Source organism: Variovorax sp. LjRoot84 (assembly GCF_964254305.1).
Classification (GTDB): Bacteria; Pseudomonadota; Gammaproteobacteria; order Burkholderiales; family Burkholderiaceae_C; genus Variovorax.
The window spans coordinates 4190325-4209552 of sequence record NZ_CAXUTE020000001.1; the positions used below are offsets into that span (position 1 = coordinate 4190325).

Consider the following 19228-nt stretch of genomic DNA (forward strand, 5'->3'; position numbering starts at 1 on the left):
TCCTTATGCCGTGGCAGCGGCTTTGGCCGGTGCGGCGGCCATGGCCTCGCCGCCCATCTGCACGGCCTTGACGATGTTCTGGTAGCCCGTGCAGCGGCACATGTTGCCGTCGAGCAGTTCGCGGATTTCGGTTTCGCTCGCCTTGGGATGGTGCGTGCACAGGTCGATCGCGCTCATCACCATGCCCGGCGTGCAGAAGCCGCATTGCAGGCCGTGGCACTCCTTGAAGGCCGCCTGCATCGGATGCATGGTGCCGTCGGGCTGGGCGATGCCTTCGATGGTCGTGATCTTCGCGCCGGTCACCTGCGCCACCAGCACGTTGCACGACTTGACCGCGCGGCCGTTGACGTGGACGGTGCAGGCACCGCACTGCGCGGTGTCGCAGCCCACATGCGTTCCGGTCAGGTGGAGATGCTCGCGCAGCGCCTGCACGAGAAAGGTGTTGGGGGGTGCGTCGACCGTGACCGCGCGGCCGTTGACCGTGAATGGAACCTGCATGTGGCTGTCTCCGTTGTGGGTGAGATGGCTAGGATCGGCAACTGGAATCTTGGACGCCGGACAAGGGCACCATCCTAGGCAAAACCCTAGGCGCTTGCAGCGCGCGCTTGAAATTCTCAAAATGAAACACGATGACCGCCCCCCACGCCACGCCGCCGACCGAGCGCTCCCTCTCCATCGCGCAGGCGCGGCGCGAATGGCTCGACGGCGATGACGCGGGTCCGCAGGGCGCGCGCATCGAGCCCTGGCTCGCGCGCTCCTGGCAGCGCTGCCTCGCCGCCGGCCACCAGCCGCAGCAGCGCGTCTGCTTCGATCCAGTCTCGGCGCCGGCGGCCCGCCATGCCGCGGAGCGCAACCGGGCCCTGATCTCGGCCGCGCGGCCGGTGCTCGACAAGCTGTCGCGCGCCATCGCCGACACGCGCTATTTCGCGATCCTGACCGATGCCGAGGGCATCGTGGTCGATGTGGGCGCCCTGCCCGGCGGCAGCGATGCCACAGCCAGGCACGCGCGTGACATCGCGCGCATCGGCGTCGACCTGTCGGAGCGCGCGGTGGGCACCACGGCCATCGGTGCCGCGCTGGCCGAACACGAATCGGTATGGCTGCACCGCGGCGAACATTTCTTCGACGACACCAGCGTCTACAGCTGTGCCGGTGCGCCGCTCTTCGGCCCGCGGGGCGAATGCGTCGGCATGCTGGACCTGACCGGCGTGCAAGTGGTCGAACGCCCCGAGCTGAGGCACCTGGCCGCGCTCTCGGCGCGCAGCATCGAGGACGCGCTGATGCAGAACCATCCTTGCGAGTTGCTGCTGCGCATCGAATGGCCTGGCTATGCCGCAGGGCCGGGCACCGAGGGCTTGCTGTGCATCGACGCCGACGGCCGCGTGACCGGCGCCAATACCGCGGCACGCCAGATGCTCCACCAACCGCTCGGCACCGATCCGACGCTGCACTGCAACGATCTGTTCGCGCTGCCGCCGCAGATGCTCTTCGATGCGGCACGCCGCGGTGACGCGCTGGACGTGCCGCTGTGGTCCGGCCTCCGCGTGCAGGCCCGGCCGCAGCTCGCCGACCGCGCGCCGCGTGGCGCAAGCCAGGAGCGCCCGCGGCTGCGCGACGTCGAGACGGCACTGATCCGCCGCGCGGTGGACGACGCGCGCGGCAACGTGGCCGAGGCGGCGCGCGCACTCGGCATCAGCCGTGCCACGGTGTACCGCAAGCTGGCGCGCCGCCGGCAATAAATTGCAGGTCGACGCAAAATCCGGGCGATGAACGATTCCTACGCCCCGGTCGAGCCCTCCCGCAGCGAAGTCGACACGCTCTCCGGCCCCACGCTCATCGAATTCGGCGCACCGTGGTGCGGCATCTGCAAGATGGCGCAGCCGCTGCTCGCCAAGGCGCTGGCCGAGGTGCCGCCGCTGCGCCACCTCAAGATCGAGGACGCCAGCGGCCGGCCGCTGGGCCGCTCCTTCGGCATCAAGCTGTGGCCGACGCTGATCTTCATGCGCGACGGCAAGGAACTGGCGCGCCTGGTGCGGCCCGACAGCGCGGATGCGATCCGGCGCGAGCTCGGGGAGCTCCTCCATGCCGCTCGGCGATGAACGGTTGCTGAATGGACTTCGGCGGGCACGCCGCCTATATTGAGTTCAGCGATCCGTCTCCGGGGATCGCGGCTCGATGTCATCCCCTCCAGGGCTTTGTGCCGCGGCCGCGGCGGCCAGCCCTCCACCTGCAACGAGGGAAAGCGCCATGGCCACCTACATCTCGCTCATCAACTTCACGGACCAGGGCATCCGCAATGTCAAGGAGTCGCCGAACCGCGCCGAGGCGTTCACGGCCCTGGCAAGCAAGCTGGGCCTGAGCGTCAAGAGCATCCACTGGACCTCCGGCAGCTACGACCTGGTGGTCACGACCGAAGGCAGCGACGAAGCGGCGATGGCCACGCTGCTCAGCGTCGGCTCGCTCGGCAATGTGCGTTCGCAAACGCTGCGCGCCTACTCGGCCGCGGAAATCAAGAAGATCATCGGCCTGATGCCGTGAGGCGCGCGCGCAGAAAGCCGCTTCAGCCGGCCTTCTGCGCCTTCTCGTAGGCGCGTGGCTGCGTCAGCACCTCGTGGCGCAGCGCGTCTTCGAGCTCGGCCTCGGTCATCAGCTTGCGGCGCAGCACCACCTCGCGCACGTTGGTGCCGTTGGCGAAGGCCTCGGCCGCGACCTCGGTCGCTTCCTTGTAGCCGATGATCGGATTCAGCGCGGTCACCAGCGAGATCGAGCGCTCGATGCTCTCGCGCAGCCGGTCCGGGTTGGCGGTGATGCCTTTCACGCAGAGGTCGGCCAGCGTCATGCAGCCGTTGGTCAGGTGCTTGAAGCTGCGGAACAGCGCGCTCGCGATGATCGGCTCGAAGGCGTTCAGCTGCAGCTGCCCGGCCTCGGCCGCGAAGGTCACGGTCAGGTCGTTGCCGAACACCTCGAAGGCGACCTGGTTGACGACCTCCGGAATCACCGGGTTGACCTTGCCCGGCATGATCGACGAGCCGGCCTGCATCGGCGGCAGGTTGATTTCGCCGAAGCCCGAGCGCGGGCCGCTGGAGAGCAGCCGCAGGTCGTTGCAGGTCTTCGACAGCTTGACCGCGATGCGCTTCAACACGCCCGACAGCTGCACGAAGGCGCCGCAGTCCTGGGTCGCCTCGATCAGATTGGGTGCGGTGGAGAGGTCGAGGCCGGTGATGCCGCGCAGCGCGGCCAGCGCCTTGCCCGCGTACTCGGGATGCGCGGTGATGCCGGTGCCGATGGCCGTGGCACCGAGGTTGACTTCGCGGATCAGGGCCGAGGCCTCGGTCAGGCGCGCGATGTCTTCCTCGACCATGACCGCATAGGTCGAGAACTCCTGGCCGAGCGTCATCGGCACCGCGTCCTGCAGCTGGGTGCGGCCGATCTTCAGCAGGTGCGCGAACTCCTTGGCCTTGGCGTCGAAGGCTTCGCGCAGATGCTCCATGGCCGCGAGCAGCTCTTCGATCGCGAAGCAGGTGGCGATGCGGATCGCGGTCGGGTAGACGTCGTTGGTGCTCTGCGCCATGTTGACGTGCTCGTTGGGATGCAGGTACTGGTACTCGCCCCTGCGGTGGCCCATGATCTCGAGCGCGCGGTTGCAGACCACCTCGTTGGCGTTCATGTTGGTCGAGGTGCCGGCGCCGCCCTGGATCACGTCGACCACGAACTGCTCGTGCAGCGCGCCGCCGCGGATTTCCTTGCAGGCCGCGACGATCGCGTCGCGCAGCTCGGCGGGCAGGAGGCCCAGCTCGGTGTTGGCTTCGGCGGCCGCCTGCTTGACCGAGGCGAGCGCGACCACCAGCTCCGGGTAGGCCGAGATGGTCGTGCCCGAGATCTGGAAGTTCTCCTTGGCGCGCAGCGTATGGACGCCGTAGTAGACCTCGTCGGGCACCTCGCGATCACCCAGCAGGTCGTGTTCGATGCGCATCTTCTGGCTCATGGCTTGTTCCTCGGTGAATGGAATTGAAGGCGATGGTCGGCGGATCGGGCCGCGCCCGCAACAGCGTACTCCCACCGCTGTCACAAACGCAGGCCTTCCTGCGTCTTGAATGCATGGAAGGCCGCATGGGGCGGCCGTCCTGATGCAACCAAGGACCTTTTCATGGCTCACACCGCCCGTCTTCCCTACCATCAACTCGCGCCCAAGGCTTTCCAGGGGCTGCTCGACGCCTCTGCCGCCGTCCACAAGGGCGCGCTCGGCAGCCGTCTCGTCGACCTCGTGCTGCTGCGGCTCTCGCAGATCAACGGCTGCGGCTACTGCATCGACATGCACTGGCGCGACCTGATCCGGCAGGAGATCGATCCGCGCCATCTCAATGCGCTGGCCGGCTGGCGCGAAGCGCCCTTCTTCAGCGAACGCGAGCGCGCCGCACTGCGCTGGGCGGAACTCGTCAACGCCACGCCGCACAGCGACGCGAGCGACGAGGAGTTCGCGCGGCTGAAGGCGCACTTCACCGACGTCGAGATCGTCGAACTCGGCTTCACCATCGCGGTCATCAATGCCTGGAACCTGCTCAACGTGAGCTTCCGCAATCCGGTGCCTGAGAAGGTGTAGTCACTTTCGTCAAGCGCGGGCTCTAGGATGCGTCATGGTCGACGCATCTTCATACGGGGCCCGCGCGCTCCAGCCACCGAGGTTGTTGCACCTGGATGCGCTGCGCGGCTTCGCGCTCCTGGGCATCCTGATGGTCAACATCGCGACCTTCGCTTCGGCCTACTTCGGCATGGCCGTGCCCGACCCGGCCTTCGCCCGGCCGATCGACCGCACCGTGCGGTGGCTCGTGGCCTGCCTGTTCGAGACCAAGTTCTACCTGCTCTTCTCCTTCCTGTTCGGCTACAGCTTCACCTTGCAGATGAACGCGGCCGAGCGCAGCGGCAAGGCCTTCGTGCCGAGGATGCTGCGGCGCCTGTTCGGGCTCTGGCTCATCGGCGCCGCGCATGCCGTCTGGCTGTTCCACGGCGACATCCTCTGCACCTATGCCGTGCTGGGCCTGATCCTGCTCCGGTTGCGGCATCGGACCGACGCCCAGGCGACGGTGCTCGCCTGCGTGCTCACGCTGCTGCCCGCCGCCGTCCTGGCCTCGCTGGGCGGACTCCAGCTCCTCGCCGGCGAGACGGCCGACATCGCCGGCACCATGGCCCGCGCGAGCGCCGCGCAGCAGGCCTGGCTGGGCACGCCGGCCACCGTGGTCGCGCAGCGCCTGCGGGACTTGGGCCAAACCTGGTGGATCGTGGTGCTGATCCAGGGGCCATGCGCGCTGGCCATGTTCATGCTCGGCCTGGTGGCCGGCAAGCGCCACCTGTTCGCGCAACACGACCGGTTCCGCGGCCTCTGGCGACGCCTGGCCGTCTGGGGCCTGGCAGTGGGCCTGCCCGGCGCGTTGTTCTATGCAACGGCCACGGTCTACGGGATCGGCTCGGGCTGGGAGATCGCGGGCTTGGGCGCGAGCCTCCTGACCGCGCCCTTCCTGAGCGCCGCCTATGTCGGGATGGCGATGCTGCTGTTCGAGGGCGCGGGCGGCATGCGCATCGCCGGGCTGCTGGCACCCGCGGGGCGCATGGCGCTGACCAACTACCTCACGCAGTCGCTCCTGTGCGCGCTGATCTTCACGGCCTACGGGCTGGGCTGGATGGGCCGCGTCTCGCCGGCGGCCTGCGTGCTGATCGCGTCGATCATCTTCGCGGGCCAGCTGGCGGCCAGCCGCCTGTGGCTGCGCCGCTTCGGCTACGGCCCGGTGGAATGGGCGCTGCGCGCTTTCACGGTCGGCGCCTGGCCGGCGATGCGCAGGACGTCGGAACTACCGCGGCGCTAGGGCCTCTGTTCAGGAGCAGACGTACGAAGCCGCCGATCGCGGATCGCCGCCGGTCAGCGTCGCCTTGGTCGGATGCATGCAGATCGGCCGCGAACTGGCCGGCGTGCCACCGCTGGCGGGGGCCGAGATGTCGATGCGCTCCGGCGAATTGCCGCCCTCCACCCAGGCCGTGAGCGCCGTGTAGAGCAGGTTGATCGTCGGCAGCGGCGGATTCGCGGCCGCGTTGGTGGTGCCGTTGCTGAAGCCGTGGGCCATGCCCGGCACCAGGAAGAGCCGGTAGAAGTTGCGGACCACTGCATCGCCGCCCATCCGATCCGACAACCGCGTGTAGTAGTTGATGGTGCCCTGCGGCGGGATCAGCGTGTCCGCCAGGCCGTGGTAGACCAGCATCCTTCCGCCGCGCAAGGCGAAACGGCCGAGGTCCGGGTCGTCGGTATTGATGTTGGCGAACGCGAATTGCAGGGCGACGCCCTGGTCGAAGGCGTTCGAGAGATTCGCGTAAGACAGCGTCTTCCACCGGTCCACGCCGTTGCCGGTCGCGTTGATGAAGTTGGGCTGGGCCCAGGTCGGGTCCTGCAACTCGAGCGCCACCATGTCGCTCGCGATGGTGAAGGGTGTGGGTCCCGCGAGCCCGATCGGGTTGGTGCCGCGCGTGAGCCCGTGCCAGCGCTGGTTGGCCGAGGCGGAGGGCGAGGTCGCGAAGCCGTTGTCCGCCGAGGGCGAAGGCACGGAGCCGTTGCTGGTCTGGCCGTACCAGATCTTGTTCATCGCCAGCGCCTGGGCGGCCGTGACGCAGCTGCCGGCGGGGCCCGTCCCGCCGCTGCTCGCGCACAGCACGCTGGCGTCCAGCAGCGGGTCGTAGCGGCATTGCGCGAGGTCGGGGATGTAGCCGAGATGCTGCCCGTTCACCACGTCGCAGGCGTTGATGGCGGCATTGCCCATCAGCGTGAGCTGGGCCTGCGTGAGCGGCACGCCGCCCAGGTCGCGCTGGTAGACGATCTGCGGGTACAGCTCGGCCGTGATGAACTTGGTCCAGTTGATGGCCGGCGCGCCGGCGAGGATGCCGTCGAAGTCGGCCGGATTTGCCTGCGCCTCCATGTGGCCCTGGCGGCCGCCGGTGGAGAAGCCGTTCCAGTAGGCGAACCTGGCCGGCGTGCCGTAGAAAGCGGCGGCCAGCGCCTTGGTCTTGACCGCCATCTCGTGGATGCCGCGCTGGGCGAAATCGCTCCACAGCGCCGTGTTGATGGTGCCGTCCGGCTTCATCGCGAAGGAGCCGCCGTTGGCCGTGTTGGCATGGCCGGTGTCGGTGCTGGCCGAGACCGCGCCTTCGACCATCGCGGTTTCCGCCGGCGCGCCGGCGCTGCCGCCCGTGACGCCCGCGAGCGCCGTCAAGGAGGTGTGGACGCCGCCGGCCCAGCCGCCGCCGCCCTTCACGTGCACCCGCTTGTTCCACTTCGCCTCGTTGGGCAGCCAGACTTCGATGCCGATACCGGGCGAGGTCGATGGGGCATCCGCCGGGCCGGAGTTGCCCGGTCCGACCAGCAGTTTCACCACGCAGACGTCGGTGGTCGCCGTGGGTGTGGTGGGCGTCGGCGTGCCGGACAAGAGCAGCGGGTCGCCTGTCTTGAAGGCCTTGACCAGCAGCACGCTGGTGTTGGCATCCGGCTTGAAGGCGCTCTTGATCGAGTCGTCGCAGCTCAGTTTCGTCTGGCCCGGGGGGAAGACCACGCCGGCGCCATGACCGCCGCCTCCACCGCCGCATCCTGCGAGCCCTGCAGCAGCCGCGATGCACGCTGCGCGAATCAGCGCCTTCGTCCGCAAATCGAATCGGCTGTTTGCTTGCATGATGTCTCCCGCTTCTATCCCGGCAGCCGCGACAGCGCGTCTGAAGCGTCATGCGCTGCAAACAAGTCTTCGAGCGTAGGACGAATCCACCGGCCAGCGAGAAGCGGCGGCCTACAGCCGCAGGAGAACGCGGACGCGGCAAAGGCAGTGAACTGGTTTTTCGCGGCGCTCTACGCGTTGTTTTCTCTGTTCAGTTGAGGCCGCAACCGGCTGCTGGATCCATAAGCTGTGCAAATAACGCGGCGAAGACGCGCGCGTTCCGAAGCGCTGCGTGGGAAACGGCTGACAGACAGACGGCTGCCGGTGTGGACAGTGCGGAGGTATTGTTTGCAATTCAGGGGGTTTGCTCATGTCGGTGGTGTGTAGGACTTGCGGAAGCCGGAACCGCGACAAGGCGATGTTCTGCAGCGGCTGCGCGGGCCGCTTGCCCGGCTTCATGCCGACCGGCCCTTCGGCACTCGATGCCGTCAAGACCAGCCGCGCCGCGCCGATCTCGCCATTCGACGCGCCGATGTCCCCCTTGGACGCGCCGTTTTCGCGGCCCCGCGCCGCTTCGCTGGCGCTGCTGCCGGCCGAGACGGCAGCCTTCTGGCTTCGCCTGTTACTGTCGGCATTGGCCATGAGCGTGGTTTTCATCGGCTGGTATCTGTATGTCACGCGCGATGTCGCGGAACCGTCGTGGTGGCCGAAACTGAACGCGGCGGCGGCGGCACCTGAGGCCAAGGCGCCGCCATCGGAAAAAGCTGCAGTGGTGGTGCCAGCGCCAGCATCGACACCAGCACCGCCGCAGGCCGCGGCGCCTGCACCCGTTGCGCCAGCTGTGCCCGTCGCGGCTGCACCCGCTGCACCAGCCGCTGCACCTGCACCCGCTGCACCTGCAACGCCTGTCGCTGCGGCGCCGTCCCAGTCCAACGAAGAAAAATCCTCGGCGGCACCAGCCGCCCCCTCTCGCTCCGCCGCGCTCTCGGAGCGCACTCGCGCGAATCCGCCGATGGCCCCGCGGCAGGCGCGCGCTCCGGCATGGAACCGTGACGACCTGGGGCCGCCGATCGCGCCCGGTCCCGGACCGCTGGTGGGCTCGGTATCTGCACCGGCGTGGCTCCGCGACCCGGGTCCACCGGTCGTGCCGGGTCCCGGCCCGCTGGTCAGCTCTTCTCGCGCGACCACACCGACCTTCGACGACCCGGGACCGCCGGTCGTCCCCGGTCCAGGCCCACTCGTCAGCTCGTCCCGCACGCCCGCATGGGCCGCCGACGACGCGGGACCGCCGATCGCCATCGGCCCCGGACCGCTGGCCAATCCGGTCCGCGCGCCTCGCGCCAGGTAGCGCCGCTCGAGGGACCGCGCGTCCCATTGTTTCCAAGTCGCAAACGCCGCGGTTCTTTTCGCGGCGTTTTTTCGAGGGCGTTCGGTCCCACACTTCATCTCACCAACCAACCGATTTGAAGGAACCGAAATGAATGCCTCGAAGATCATCGCCGCTGCTGCCTTCTCGCTCGTGGCCGCCGCCGGCGCGCAAGCGGAAACCTATGACGGCGTGCACACCCTGACCTCGGCGGCCAGCCGCTCGGAAGTGGCCGCCGAAGGCGTCGCCGCCGCACGCGCCGGCAATCAGTACGCCGATGGCGCTAGCGCCGGTGCGCAGACCTTCACGTCCACCGCCGACCGCGCCACCATTCGCGCGGAGGCGGTCGCCAAGGCGCACGACCCGTTCGAGAGCCTGGATCGCCGTGCCTTCTATCGCGACGAGGTGCCGGCCGCCTACAAGAAGCCGAAGGTGTCGTTCACGCGCCAGGCCGGCCTGTAAATCAGGCTTCGCCGTTGCTTCGCAGCAGCTTCACGAGCCGGTCCAGCGTCTTCAGCGCTGCGTCCGGCGTTTCGTCGAACTGCGCGTGAACGATGGCGCCGTCGACCGCCAGCGCGATGAGCTGCGCGTCCTTCGCGCGCTGGCGCGACGGCGGCAGCAGCTTTTCGATCTCCGCCGTCATGTCGCGCTTGTGGCTGCGCGCGATCTCCACCACCTCCGGCAAGGCGCCGCCGAGCTCGCTCACGCTGTTGAGGAAGGCGCAGCCGCGATAGCCGGCATCCGCAAACCAGTCGCGCAGCGCGGGCACCAGCGCATCGATGCCCTTGCCGCGCTTCGCGCCGTGGCGCTCCAGCGCATCGACGAACCACTTCATCCAGCGCTCGTGACGGTAGGCCAGGAAGGTGCGGATCAGCTCGTTCTTGCTCGGGAAGTGGCGGTAGAAGGTGACCTTGGTCACGCCCGACTCGGCGATCACGCGGTCGATGCCGGTGGCGCGGATGCCTTCGCGGTAGAACAGGTCGTGCGCGGTCAGCAGGATGCGCTCGTTGGCAGGGCGGTCCTTGAGCTCGGGAGCGACGGGGCTTGGCATGACGCCATTGTAGACAGGTCTGTCTACGTGCATTAGACTGGCGACGTAGACAGCTCTGTCTACCTTCTTCCAATCACCCCTCGGGAACCCGCCGCCATGGAAACACGCCCGCCCCTGCCTCCCTTCACATTCGAAACCGCAACCCAGAAGGTTCGCCTGGCCGAAGACGGCTGGAACTCGCGCGACCCGGCCCGCGTCGCGCTGGCCTACAGCGAAGACACGCGCTGGCGCAACCGCGCCGAGTTCCCGGTCGGCCGGGCGGCCGCGCAGGCGCTGCTCGAGCGCAAGTGGGCGCGCGAACTCGACTACCGGCTGATCAAGGAGCTGTGGGCCTTCGGCGGCCCGCGCATCGGCGTGCGCTTCGCCTACGAGTGGCACGACGACGCTGGCAACTGGTTTCGCAGCTACGGCAACGAGAACTGGGAATTCAACGAGCACGGCCTGATGACGCATCGCCACGCGAGCATCAACGACCTGCCGATCAAGGAAAGCGAACGCAAGTTCTTCTGGCCGCTGGGCCGCCGGCCGGACGATCACCCGGGTTTGAGCGACCTCGGACTCTAGATGCTATGGAGGACTGCCCCAGGCGAGTCCCGTTGAGCTAGAACGGGAACCCCCAGGTAGCGAACCAAAGGAGCACGGCCATGTCTGCACCCAAGACAGTCTTCCAAGACAAGGATAGGGCGAATGCGCACGATCTGTATATGAGTTTGGAGCTGAGCGACAAGCGTTGGAACCTGACGTTCGGCGACGGCGCCCGCAGCCCCAGCCGATGCGCTGTGGCCGCTGGCGATTGTGCGGCCGTGCTGGAACGTATTGGCAAGGCCCGAGTGCGCTTTGGGATACCCGCCGAGGCGGCGGTTCACGCGTGCTACGAGGCAGGCCGCGATGGCTGGTGGCTGCACCGCTGGCTGCTTGAGCAAGGCATCAACAACATCGTGGTCGACTCGGCCAGCATCGAGGTCAACCGGCACGCCAGGCGTGCCAAGACCGATCGACTCGATGGTGACAAGCTGTTGGCGATGCTGCAGCGCTACCGCGCGGGCGAGACGCGCGTATGGTCGGTGCTGCGCGAACCCACGGCACAGCAGGAAGACGCGCGCCGGCTGCACCGCGAGCTGCAGCGACTGTCGCATGAGCACACCGCTCATACCAACCGCATCGGCTCGTTGCTGGTGCTGCACAACCTGCGAGTGCATTCCATCGGTGGGCGAGACTGGCAGGCGTGGTGGGACAGCCACTGCGCGCAGGTACCGCCGGCGCTGCGCTGCGAGATCGAGCGCGAGTGTGTGCGGCTGATGCTGGTCAAGCAGCAGATGCGCACGCTCCAGGCGACGCAGCGCAAGGAAGTGGACGACCGTGCGCAGCCGCAGGTGGCGCAACTGGCCAAGCTGCGCTCGATCGGGGTCGCCAGCGCCTGGTTGCTGGTCAAGGAGTTGTTCGGCTGGCGACGCTTTGCGAACCGACGCGAACTGGCAGGCTGTCTGGGGCTCGCACCCACGCCCTATGCCAGCGGCGACAGCCAGATCGAGCAAGGCATCAACAAGGCCGGCAACAAACGAGCGCGCACCTTGCTGGTGGAGCTGGCGTGGAGCTGGTTGCGCTATCAGCCCGACAGCGCCTTGAGCCAGTGGTTCGCGCGTCGCTTCGGTGCCGGCGCCAAGCGTATGAGACGCATCGGCATCGTGGCGCTCGCGCGCCGGCTGGCGGTGGCGTTGTGGCGCTACCTCGAGCATGGCGAGATTCCAGCCGGCGCCACGCTCAAGCCCGTTGCGTAGAGCCCGGCCCAGCTTGGCATACGAAGGCATCTTCATGATCACAGGTCGACGCGCCCGCAACACGCCCGGGTCACCGCATAGGGACCGTCCTACTAGATGGGGCGCGCCGATAACAGGGGTAAGCCCAAGCGCTTTGCGCGCATGTTGCATGTGGTGCTGGATGCGCACACCCGGCACGGATAGAAGGTTGTCCGAGCCTTGGCTCGAACGCTTGTCACTCCCCGACCTCCGATCGCGATGCACTCCCTTCCGGCGGCCCTCGCACCTTGGCACAGCACGTACCGCAATCAACTCCACTGATCGATGTCTGCAGCGAAACCCCTTGACAATTCAGTCCTCATAGAAGGGCCTGTTCAGGCCCTCGCCCTCACCCCGGCAGCGCCACCACCACCGCCGCTTCGTCGATGGTGGCCACCACGCGCTGCCGCGTGCGCAGCCCCGAGCCGGCCGGCGCGAAGCCGACCAGTTGCAGGCCGCTGTCGAGCGTGATCGCGATCTCGTCGCCGTCCTCGCCGCGCGCCGCGCCCTGCACCAGGCCGCCGAGCTGATTGCCACGGGTCCTTCGCGCTGCCGCAACGCGCTCCACGCGTACCGCGGTCGCCTTGCACAGCGCGATCGCCGGCATGCCTTCTGCCAGCCCCAGCAATTCCGCGCTCTCCTGCGTGATGCGCGCGGCGATGGGCTGCTGCGCATCGCCGCCGAGCCTCATGTGCACGCGCACGATGCGGCCGGTGGATTCGAGCGCGGCCACGATCGCCGGCAGCTGGTTGCGCATGCTGGTGCGGATCGAGAGCCGCGCCGCCGCCGTGCCCGCACTGGCGCCTGCCCGCGACTGAACGGCACGGCGCGCCGCATCCAGCGCCTCCGCCAGTTCGAGCAGTTGCGCCCCGTGCGCGGTGAGCACGGCGCCGCCGCCGCCCGCGCCGCCCACCGCGCGCGCCACCAGCGGCACGCCGGCCAGGTTGGTGAGCGTGGCGACCGCCTGCCAGGCCGCCTTGTAGCTCACGGCCGCCTCGCGCGCGGCCTGGGAGATGCTGCCGGTGCGGCCGATGCCGCGCAGGATGTCGATGCGCTTGTCGCTCATGCCATGGCCGAGCGCGTCGCCGAAACGGGGAGATGCCATGCGCGGATTGTGCCGTTGGCTCTACACTCGCGCTATTCCGTTGATGAATAGCGCTCCATGAAGCTCCCACTCGCCTTTCGCCTCGCCGCCGCCACGCTGCTCACGCTCGGTGCGTCGCTCGCCAGCCAGGCGGGGGAAGTCCAGGTCGCGGTCGCGGCCAACTTCTTCGCGCCCATGAAGGCGATCGCCGCCGAGTTCGAGAAGACGACCGGCCACAAGGCCGTGCTCTCCTCGGGCGCGACGGGCAAGTTCTATGCGCAGATCCAGAGCAGCGCGCCTTTCGACGTGTTCCTCGCGGCCGACGACGAGACGCCGGCCAAGCTCGACAAGGAAGGCGCTACTGTGCCGGGCAGTCGCTTCACCTACGCCACCGGCAAGCTGGTGCTGTGGTCGGCCAAACCCGATCTGGTGGATGCCAAGGGCGAGGTGCTCAGGAGCACGAAGTTCGCCCACATCGCGCTGGCCGCGCCCAAGCTCGCACCCTACGGCGCGGCGGCGGTGGAAACGCTCACGCGCCTCGGCCTGCTGGCACAGCTCGAACCCAAGTTCGTGCAGGGCGAGAGCATCGGGCAGGCCTTCAGCTTCGTCTCCACCGGCAACGCGGAACTCGGCTTCGTCGCGCTCTCGCAAGTCTGGGAGAACGGCAAGCTCAAGAGCGGCTCGGCTTGGATCGTGCCCGCTGAACTGCACGGCCCCATCCGGCAAGACGCTGTGCTGCTCGCCCGCGGCAAGGACAACGCGGCCGCCGCTGCGCTCATCGCGTATCTCAAGTCGGATGCAGCCAAGGCCGTGATCCGGTCCTTCGGCTACGACGTCTGAGCGCCGATCCTGCATGCCCACGGCCTCCGACATCGGCGCCATCGTCCTCACGCTGAAGCTCGCGGCGCTGACCACGCTGATCCTGCTGCTGGTGGGCTCGCCGCTGGCCTGGTGGCTGGCGCGCACGCGCTCGGCATGGAAGGGGCCGGTCGGTGCGCTGGTGGCATTGCCGCTGGTGCTGCCGCCCACGGTACTGGGCTTCTACTTCCTGGTGACGATGGGGCCCAACGGGCCGATCGGCGCGTTGACGCAATGGCTCGGTATCGGGGTGCTTCCGTTCACCTTCGCGGGGCTGGTGATCGGCTCGGTGGTCTATTCGATGCCCTTCGTGGTGCAGCCAATCCAGAACGCCTTCGAGGCCATCGGCCAGGAGCCGCTCGAGGCGGCGGCAACGCTCAGGGCCTCGCCCCTCGACTCCTTCTTCAGCGTGGTGCTGCCGCTCGCGCGGCCGGGCTACCTCACCGCGGCCGTGATGGGCTTCGCCCACACGGTGGGCGAGTTCGGCGTGGTGCTGATGATCGGCGGCAACATCCCCGACAAGACGCGCGTGGTGTCGGTGCGGATCTACGACCACGTCGAGGCGCTCGAATACACACAGGCGCACTGGCTGGCGGCCGGCATGGCGGCGTTCTCGTTCCTCGTGCTGCTGGCGCTCTATGTGCTCAATCCGACGGGACAGCGGCGATGAGCGATGGCGTGCATGCGTGGTTGAAGGTCGACCACCCCGGCTTCTCGCTCCAGGTCGAGCTCGACCTGCCGGGCCGCGGCGTGAGCGCGCTCTTCGGCCCCTCGGGCTGCGGCAAGACCACTTGCCTGCGCGCCATCGCGGGGCTGCAACGCGCACCCGGTGCGCAGGTGACGGTCAATGGCGAGGCCTGGCAGGACGGCGACATGTTCCTGCCCACGCACCGGCGGCCGCTGGGCTATGTGTTCCAGGAGACGCGGCTCTTCGCGCACCTGGACGTTCGGCGCAACCTCGAATACGGCATGAAGCGGGTCGCCACAGCCGATCGGCGCGTGTCGCTCGCGCAGGCGGTGGAACTGCTGGGCATCGGCCACCTGCTCGCGCGCCGGCCCGACACGCTCTCGGGCGGCGAACGCCAGCGCGTGGGCATCGCGCGTGCACTGGCCACCAGTCCGCGGCTGCTGCTGATGGACGAACCGCTCGCCTCGCTGGACCTGCAGCGCAAGCGCGAGATCCTCCCCTACCTCGAGCGGCTGCATGCCGAGCTCGACATGCCGGTGATCTATGTGAGCCACGCGCCCGACGAGGTCGCGCGCCTGGCCAACCACCTGGTGCTGCTCGACGCCGGACGCGTGACTGCGAGCGGCCCGGCCAACGCGCTGATGACCCGGCTCGACCTGCCGCTCGCCCATGGCGACGCGGCGGGTGCGGTGGTCGCCGCGGTGGTGACGGGCTACGACGCCGCCTACGGCCTGACGCAGCTCGCGTTCGCGGGCGGCACGCTCTGCCTGCCGCACAGCGGCGCGCGCGTGGGGCAGGCGGTGCGGGTTCGCATCCAGGCGCGCGACGTCAGCCTCACGCTGCAGCACCAAGCCGCGACCAGCGTGCTCAACATCCTGCCCGCGACCGTGGCCGACCTGGCCGAAGACGGACCGGCCCAGGTCATGGTCGGGCTGGACCTCGGCGGCGCACGCCTGCTCGCGCGCATCACGCGCAAGTCGGCCGAGCTGCTGCGCCTTGGCGTGGGCTCGGCCGTGCATGCGCAGGTCAAGGGCGTCGCGATTCTCGAATAGGCCTCAGGCGCCGACCGGCACCTTGTCGAGGAAGCCCGTGACCGACTGCAGCTTGCCCGCTTCGAGCTGAACGAAATCGGTGCCTTCGATCAGGTCTTCGGCGCCGCTCGGGCCCAGGGTCCACGAGAAGCGCAGGTGGTCGCCGTGCGCATCGGCCTCGCCCTTGAGCCTGAAGCGGAAGCCCGGATAGCGCTGGTGCACGCCGCCGACCAGTGCGCTGATCTGCGCGCGGCCACTGCCCTGCATGATCGGATCGACGTAGCGCGCGTCGGCGGTCCAATGGCTTTCGAGCAGCGCGAGGCGGCGCTCGGCGTTGGTCTCGTTCCAGACGGCGATGTAGTGTTCGGCAATGCGCGCGGCATCGGGGGCGGCGGTGTTCATGGCGTTTCCTTTCTGTTCAGGGCCCGCAACGGCGCGGGGTGAATGAATGGTCCCCGCGAGCGCGCCGCGGGTCGATGACGTGGGAGGTCATGGGCGCAACGGCACTACCATGCAGGAAGGACTTTTTCGGAGCAGGTCATGAAGATCGCGGTGATGGGTGCGGGCGCAGTGGGTTGCTACTACGGCGGCATGCTGGCGCGCGCCGGCCATTCGGTGGTGCTGATCGGCAGGGCGCAGCACGTCGAGGCGATACGCCGCGACGGCCTGCTGCTCGATACGCAGTCCTTCAAGGCGCATGTGCCGATCGAGGCCAGCACGGAAGTCAGCGCCGTGCAGGGCGCGCAGCTGGTGCTGTTCTGCGTCAAGTCCACCGACACCGAGAGCGCTGCCGCGCAGATGGGTCCGCACCTGATGCCGGATGCGCTGGTGCTCACGCTGCAGAACGGCGTCGACAACGCCGACCGGCTGCAGGCGGCGCTGCGCCAGCAGGTCGCGGCGACGGTGGTGTATGTCGCCACCGAGATGGCGGGGCCGGGCCACGTGAAGCACCACGGCCGCGGCGAGCTGGTCATCGCGCCGTCGCCCCGCAGCGATGAGGCCGCGCGCCTCTTCATCGAGGCCGGCGTGCCGACGCAGATCTCCGACAACGTGGCGGGCGCGCTGTGGGCCAAGCTGATTCTCAACTGCGCCTACAACGCGCTGTCGGCGATCTCGCAGTTGCCTTATGGCCGGCTCGTGCAGGGCGTCGGCGTGGACGCCGTGATGCGGGACGTGGTGCAGGAATGCCTGGCCGTCGCCGAGGCCAGCGGCGTGACCGTGCCCGGCGACAGCTGGGCCGCCGTCGAGCGCATCGCGCAATCGATGCCGACCCAGTTCTCCTCCACCGCGCAGGACCTGGCGCGCGGCAAACGCAGCGAAATCGACCACCTCAACGGCTACGTGCTGCGCAAGGGTGAAGCGCTGGGCATCGCGACGCCGGCCAATCGCGTGCTGCACACGCTGGTGAAGCTGATCGAGGGACGGTCGGCCGAGGCCCCGGCCTGAGCCGCATCAGCCCAGTGCCACCGGGCTCGGCCGCGGAACCGCAGGCAGTGCCGCGAGGTCTTGCCGATGCGGCATCGACACCTGCGCGCCCGCCTTCGTCACGCTGAGCGCCGCGGCCTGGATGCCAAGCGCGATGCCGGCATCGATGGATTCCTTGTTCGCGAGCGCGGCACACAGCGCGCCGATGAAGGTGTCGCCCGCGGCCGTGGTGTCGACCGCCTGGACCGCCAATGCCGCGAAGTGGCGGCAGCCCTCGGCGTTGGCGGACACGACGCCGTCGCCGCCCATCGTCAGGATCACGTGAGCGGGTCCGCGCTGTCGCAGGGCATCGGCCGCGCGGGCGGCACTCGCCGTGTCGCAGACGGTCATGCCGCTCAACATCGCGGCCTCGGTCTCGTTCAGCACGAGGATGCTCACCAGCGGCCACAGCGCGTCAGGCAGCGGCTGCGCGGGAGCAGGATTCAGCACCACCGTGCAACCGGCGGCATGCGCGATCGCCGCCGCTTCGCACACCGCCGGCATGGGAACCTCGAGCTGCAGCGACAGGATGCGCGCATCAGCGAGAGCGTGGCGCAGGCGCTGCGTGTCTTCGCTGCCCACGGATGCGTTCGCGCCGGGACTCAGCGCGATGCGGTTCTGCGCGCCGTCGTCGACCATGATCAGGGCCACGCCGGTCGACGCCGCATCGGTGGCCACATGGCGAGCCTCCACACCGTCCGCTTCGAGCGATGCCTTCAGGGCGCGCCCGAAGGCGTCGTCGCCCACGCGACCGACCATGGCCACACGGGCGCCCTGCCGCGCGCACGCCACGGCCTGGTTGGCACCCTTGCCGCCCGGATTGCTCATGAAGGAACGAGCCTCGAGGGTTTCGCCGGCATCCGGCACGCGCGGCACACGGAGCACCAGGTCCATGTTGAGGCTGCCGAACACCACGACCTCGGGCGTGGCGTGGTCGGAGTTCAAGACTCGGCGTCCATCTGGTGGAGCTTCTCGACGCGGCGGCGAAAATCCTCGTCCTCCGCCGCGAAGCGCGCCCCCAGGTAGGAGGTGACGAGGTCGGCGGCGAGCCAGGGGCCGACGATCTGCGCGCCGATGCACATGACGTTCACGTCGTCGTGCTCGACCGACTGGTGCGCCGAATGCACGTCGTGGCAGACCGCCGCGCGGATACCCTTCATCTTGTTGGCGGCGATCGACGCGCCGACGCCGGTGCCGCACACCATGATGCCGCGCTCGACCTCGCCGGCGACGATCTTGGCGGCCACCGCGCGTGCCACATCCGGAAAGTCGACCGGTCGGTCGTCGTGGCTGCCGACGTCGACGACCTCGTGGCCGAGCTTCCTGATGTGGTCGACCACGGCGCTTTTGAGCACCCAGCCGGCGTGGTCCGAACCGATGACGAGACGCATGAATTCCTCTTCGAGTTGTGAATGATCAGGGACGCATGTTCGCGGGCAGATCGCTGCCGTGGAACTTCTTGTAGATGGCGTTGAGCTTGCCGTTCTGGAGATTGGCCGTGACCCACTCGTTGAGCTTGGCGACCATGCGCTCCTCGCCCTTCTTGACGCCGACGGCGAGATCGAGATTGCGCAGCACGATCTTCTGCTCGAACGGGCGTTGCGGGTTCTTCGCGGTGATCTGATTCATGATCGTGACCGAGGTGGAGACGATGTCGGCCTGGCCGCTGACGCCGGCGGTGACCATGGTCGCATCGTCGTCGTAGCGCACCACCTTGAAGTCCCTGTCCTTCGCCAGCTGGGTGAGTTCGGTGTCCTGCGTGGTGCCGCGCGTGACGGTGACCGACTTGCCCTTCAGGTCGGGCCAGTCCTTGATCGCCAGATCCTTGCGCGCGCCGATGACGGAGACCAGCGCCGCATACGGCTTCGAGAAGTCGATGACCTTCTGGCGCTCCGGGGTCACCGACAGCGTCGAGACCACGATGTCGGCCTTGCCGGTCTGCAGGTTCGGAATGCGCGTGGCGCCGGTGGTCTGCACGAACTCCAGTTCGAGCCCCCAGTCCTTGGCGAGCAGCTGCGCGGTTTCGACGTCGGAGCCAGTCGGCTTGAGGTCCTTGTCGAGCATGCCGGACGGTGGAATCGAGAAGTCCGTTGCGATGCGGATCTTCTTCGCCTTCATCACGTCGTCGAGCACGTCGGCATGCGCGGCAGCCGCCAGCGTAAGGCAGGCGGCGGCCAACAGGGTGGGCAGTGAACGGAAAAGCTTCAT

The 19228-nt window shown here is 68.5% G+C and carries 23 protein-coding genes; 13 read left to right on the forward strand and 10 right to left on the reverse strand.

The window, feature by feature from the left end:
• Positions 1-3 precede the first annotated feature (3 nt).
• Positions 4-498, reverse strand: coding sequence for a (2Fe-2S)-binding protein (locus ACSQ9I_RS20860; protein ID WP_436314309.1), 495 nt, complete (start codon positions 496-498; stop codon positions 4-6).
• Between the two features lie 131 nt (positions 499-629).
• Here ACSQ9I_RS20860 and ACSQ9I_RS20865 point away from each other — a divergent pair, with 131 nt between their 5' ends.
• The 3 genes from ACSQ9I_RS20865 (at position 630) to ACSQ9I_RS20875 (ending at position 2538) form a co-directional block, all read left to right on the forward strand.
• A complete protein-coding gene (locus tag ACSQ9I_RS20865) occupies positions 630-1739 on the forward strand; it encodes a helix-turn-helix domain-containing protein (protein WP_436314310.1) in 1110 nt (369 codons plus the stop codon).
• Positions 1740-1766: 27 nt separating this feature from the next.
• Complete coding sequence (locus ACSQ9I_RS20870) at positions 1767-2099, forward strand: thioredoxin family protein (protein WP_436314311.1); 333 nt, start codon at positions 1767-1769, stop codon at positions 2097-2099.
• Between the two features lie 148 nt (positions 2100-2247).
• Positions 2248-2538 carry a GYD domain-containing protein gene (locus ACSQ9I_RS20875; RefSeq protein WP_436314312.1) on the forward strand — a complete coding sequence of 97 codons (291 nt, stop codon included), beginning with the start codon at positions 2248-2250 and terminating at the stop codon, positions 2536-2538.
• Positions 2539-2560: 22 nt separating this feature from the next.
• Here ACSQ9I_RS20875 and aspA read toward each other — a convergent pair whose 3' ends face one another.
• The gene (aspA, locus tag ACSQ9I_RS20880) at positions 2561-3985 is read right to left on the reverse strand and encodes an aspartate ammonia-lyase (protein ID WP_093103035.1); all 1425 of its coding nucleotides are present in this window, start codon (positions 3983-3985) and stop codon (positions 2561-2563) included.
• 162 nt (positions 3986-4147) lie between these two features.
• Between aspA and ACSQ9I_RS20885 the strand changes: the two genes are divergently transcribed.
• Both ACSQ9I_RS20885 and ACSQ9I_RS20890 read left to right on the forward strand, forming a co-directional pair.
• On the forward strand, positions 4148-4600 hold the full coding sequence (locus ACSQ9I_RS20885; protein WP_093103034.1) for a carboxymuconolactone decarboxylase family protein: 453 nt from the start codon (positions 4148-4150) through the stop codon (positions 4598-4600).
• Between the two features lie 34 nt (positions 4601-4634).
• Positions 4635-5858 (forward strand): DUF418 domain-containing protein, encoded by a 1224-nt coding sequence (locus tag ACSQ9I_RS20890; protein ID WP_436314313.1) that lies wholly within the window; start codon positions 4635-4637, stop codon positions 5856-5858.
• A gap of 9 nt (positions 5859-5867) precedes the next feature.
• On the opposite strand, the gene ACSQ9I_RS20895 is transcribed toward ACSQ9I_RS20890, so the two are convergent.
• Positions 5868-7586: a tannase/feruloyl esterase family alpha/beta hydrolase gene (locus tag ACSQ9I_RS20895; protein ID WP_436314314.1), complete on the reverse strand. Its 1719-nt coding sequence runs from the start codon at positions 7584-7586 to the stop codon at positions 5868-5870.
• Between the two features lie 228 nt (positions 7587-7814).
• On the reverse strand, positions 7815-8339 hold the full coding sequence (locus tag ACSQ9I_RS20900) for a hypothetical protein (RefSeq protein ID WP_436314315.1): 525 nt from the start codon (positions 8337-8339) through the stop codon (positions 7815-7817).
• On the opposite strand from ACSQ9I_RS20900, the gene ACSQ9I_RS20905 reads away from it, so the two are divergent.
• A complete protein-coding gene (locus ACSQ9I_RS20905; RefSeq protein ID WP_436314316.1) occupies positions 8323-9030 on the forward strand; it encodes a hypothetical protein in 708 nt (235 codons plus the stop codon). The genes ACSQ9I_RS20900 and ACSQ9I_RS20905 overlap by 17 nt on opposite strands.
• A gap of 129 nt (positions 9031-9159) precedes the next feature.
• Entirely contained in the window at positions 9160-9510 is a 351-nt protein-coding gene (locus ACSQ9I_RS20910; RefSeq protein ID WP_436304799.1) for an alpha/beta hydrolase, read from the forward strand.
• A gap of 1 nt (position 9511) precedes the next feature.
• On the opposite strand, the gene ACSQ9I_RS20915 is transcribed toward ACSQ9I_RS20910, so the two are convergent.
• Positions 9512-10099, reverse strand: coding sequence for a TetR/AcrR family transcriptional regulator (locus ACSQ9I_RS20915; RefSeq protein WP_436314317.1), 588 nt, complete (start codon positions 10097-10099; stop codon positions 9512-9514).
• A 96-nt stretch (positions 10100-10195) separates the two neighbouring features.
• Here ACSQ9I_RS20915 and ACSQ9I_RS20920 point away from each other — a divergent pair, with 96 nt between their 5' ends.
• The gene (locus ACSQ9I_RS20920; RefSeq protein ID WP_436290974.1) at positions 10196-10663 is read left to right on the forward strand and encodes a DUF1348 family protein; all 468 of its coding nucleotides are present in this window, start codon (positions 10196-10198) and stop codon (positions 10661-10663) included.
• 80 nt (positions 10664-10743) lie between these two features.
• On the forward strand, positions 10744-11877 hold the full coding sequence (locus ACSQ9I_RS20925) for an IS110 family transposase (protein WP_436314318.1): 1134 nt from the start codon (positions 10744-10746) through the stop codon (positions 11875-11877).
• Positions 11878-12244: 367 nt separating this feature from the next.
• Here ACSQ9I_RS20925 and ACSQ9I_RS20930 read toward each other — a convergent pair whose 3' ends face one another.
• Positions 12245-13000: a TOBE domain-containing protein gene (locus ACSQ9I_RS20930; protein WP_436304802.1), complete on the reverse strand. Its 756-nt coding sequence runs from the start codon at positions 12998-13000 to the stop codon at positions 12245-12247.
• 57 nt (positions 13001-13057) lie between these two features.
• Between ACSQ9I_RS20930 and modA the strand changes: the two genes are divergently transcribed.
• From modA to modC, 3 genes are read left to right on the forward strand one after another with little or no spacing between them, the layout of a single operon-like run.
• On the forward strand, positions 13058-13819 hold the full coding sequence (modA, locus tag ACSQ9I_RS20935) for a molybdate ABC transporter substrate-binding protein (protein ID WP_436314319.1): 762 nt from the start codon (positions 13058-13060) through the stop codon (positions 13817-13819).
• A 13-nt stretch (positions 13820-13832) separates the two neighbouring features.
• Positions 13833-14507, forward strand: a complete 675-nt coding sequence (gene modB, locus ACSQ9I_RS20940) for a molybdate ABC transporter permease subunit (protein ID WP_436314320.1) — start codon at positions 13833-13835, stop codon at positions 14505-14507.
• Complete coding sequence (gene modC, locus ACSQ9I_RS20945; RefSeq protein ID WP_436314321.1) at positions 14504-15577, forward strand: molybdenum ABC transporter ATP-binding protein; 1074 nt, start codon at positions 14504-14506, stop codon at positions 15575-15577. Before modB ends, modC begins: the two co-directional genes overlap by 4 nt.
• 3 nt (positions 15578-15580) lie before the next feature.
• Here modC and ACSQ9I_RS20950 read toward each other — a convergent pair whose 3' ends face one another.
• On the reverse strand, positions 15581-15958 hold the full coding sequence (locus ACSQ9I_RS20950; RefSeq protein WP_436314322.1) for a nuclear transport factor 2 family protein: 378 nt from the start codon (positions 15956-15958) through the stop codon (positions 15581-15583).
• 138 nt (positions 15959-16096) lie between these two features.
• On the opposite strand from ACSQ9I_RS20950, the gene ACSQ9I_RS20955 reads away from it, so the two are divergent.
• Positions 16097-17002, forward strand: a complete 906-nt coding sequence (locus ACSQ9I_RS20955) for a ketopantoate reductase family protein (protein WP_436314323.1) — start codon at positions 16097-16099, stop codon at positions 17000-17002.
• A gap of 6 nt (positions 17003-17008) precedes the next feature.
• On the opposite strand, the gene rbsK is transcribed toward ACSQ9I_RS20955, so the two are convergent.
• From rbsK to ACSQ9I_RS20970, 3 genes are read right to left on the reverse strand one after another with little or no spacing between them, the layout of a single operon-like run.
• A complete protein-coding gene (gene rbsK, locus ACSQ9I_RS20960) occupies positions 17009-17965 on the reverse strand; it encodes a ribokinase (protein ID WP_436314324.1) in 957 nt (318 codons plus the stop codon).
• Positions 17962-18411, reverse strand: coding sequence for a ribose 5-phosphate isomerase B (rpiB, locus tag ACSQ9I_RS20965; protein ID WP_093103013.1), 450 nt, complete (start codon positions 18409-18411; stop codon positions 17962-17964). The genes rbsK and rpiB overlap by 4 nt, the downstream gene beginning before the upstream one ends.
• Positions 18412-18436: 25 nt before the next feature.
• On the reverse strand, positions 18437-19228 hold the full coding sequence (locus ACSQ9I_RS20970; protein ID WP_436314325.1) for a transporter substrate-binding domain-containing protein: 792 nt from the start codon (positions 19226-19228) through the stop codon (positions 18437-18439).

What these genes read in the sequence shown, in the direction of transcription:
- ACSQ9I_RS20860 (WP_436314309.1), bottom strand. Translation starts at nt 498, where the DNA reads ATGCAGGTTCCATTCACGGTCAACGGCCGCGCGGTCACGGTCGACGCA.
- ACSQ9I_RS20865 (WP_436314310.1), top strand. Translation starts at nt 630, where the DNA reads ATGACCGCCCCCCACGCCACGCCGCCGACCGAGCGCTCCCTCTCCATC.
- ACSQ9I_RS20870 (WP_436314311.1), top strand. Translation starts at nt 1,767, where the DNA reads ATGAACGATTCCTACGCCCCGGTCGAGCCCTCCCGCAGCGAAGTCGAC.
- ACSQ9I_RS20875 (WP_436314312.1), top strand. Translation starts at nt 2,248, where the DNA reads ATGGCCACCTACATCTCGCTCATCAACTTCACGGACCAGGGCATCCGC.
- aspA (WP_093103035.1), bottom strand. Translation starts at nt 3,985, where the DNA reads ATGAGCCAGAAGATGCGCATCGAACACGACCTGCTGGGTGATCGCGAG.
- ACSQ9I_RS20885 (WP_093103034.1), top strand. Translation starts at nt 4,148, where the DNA reads ATGGCTCACACCGCCCGTCTTCCCTACCATCAACTCGCGCCCAAGGCT.
- ACSQ9I_RS20890 (WP_436314313.1), top strand. Translation starts at nt 4,635, where the DNA reads ATGGTCGACGCATCTTCATACGGGGCCCGCGCGCTCCAGCCACCGAGG.
- ACSQ9I_RS20905 (WP_436314316.1), top strand. Translation starts at nt 8,323, where the DNA reads ATGAGCGTGGTTTTCATCGGCTGGTATCTGTATGTCACGCGCGATGTC.
- ACSQ9I_RS20900 (WP_436314315.1), bottom strand. Translation starts at nt 8,339, where the DNA reads ATGAAAACCACGCTCATGGCCAATGCCGACAGTAACAGGCGAAGCCAG.
- ACSQ9I_RS20910 (WP_436304799.1), top strand. Translation starts at nt 9,160, where the DNA reads ATGAATGCCTCGAAGATCATCGCCGCTGCTGCCTTCTCGCTCGTGGCC.
- ACSQ9I_RS20915 (WP_436314317.1), bottom strand. Translation starts at nt 10,099, where the DNA reads ATGCCAAGCCCCGTCGCTCCCGAGCTCAAGGACCGCCCTGCCAACGAG.
- ACSQ9I_RS20920 (WP_436290974.1), top strand. Translation starts at nt 10,196, where the DNA reads ATGGAAACACGCCCGCCCCTGCCTCCCTTCACATTCGAAACCGCAACC.
- ACSQ9I_RS20925 (WP_436314318.1), top strand. Translation starts at nt 10,744, where the DNA reads ATGTCTGCACCCAAGACAGTCTTCCAAGACAAGGATAGGGCGAATGCG.
- ACSQ9I_RS20930 (WP_436304802.1), bottom strand. Translation starts at nt 13,000, where the DNA reads ATGGCATCTCCCCGTTTCGGCGACGCGCTCGGCCATGGCATGAGCGAC.
- modA (WP_436314319.1), top strand. Translation starts at nt 13,058, where the DNA reads ATGAAGCTCCCACTCGCCTTTCGCCTCGCCGCCGCCACGCTGCTCACG.
- modB (WP_436314320.1), top strand. Translation starts at nt 13,833, where the DNA reads ATGCCCACGGCCTCCGACATCGGCGCCATCGTCCTCACGCTGAAGCTC.
- modC (WP_436314321.1), top strand. Translation starts at nt 14,504, where the DNA reads ATGAGCGATGGCGTGCATGCGTGGTTGAAGGTCGACCACCCCGGCTTC.
- ACSQ9I_RS20950 (WP_436314322.1), bottom strand. Translation starts at nt 15,958, where the DNA reads ATGAACACCGCCGCCCCCGATGCCGCGCGCATTGCCGAACACTACATC.
- ACSQ9I_RS20955 (WP_436314323.1), top strand. Translation starts at nt 16,097, where the DNA reads ATGAAGATCGCGGTGATGGGTGCGGGCGCAGTGGGTTGCTACTACGGC.
- rpiB (WP_093103013.1), bottom strand. Translation starts at nt 18,411, where the DNA reads ATGCGTCTCGTCATCGGTTCGGACCACGCCGGCTGGGTGCTCAAAAGC.
- ACSQ9I_RS20970 (WP_436314325.1), bottom strand. Translation starts at nt 19,228, where the DNA reads ATGAAGCTTTTCCGTTCACTGCCCACCCTGTTGGCCGCCGCCTGCCTT.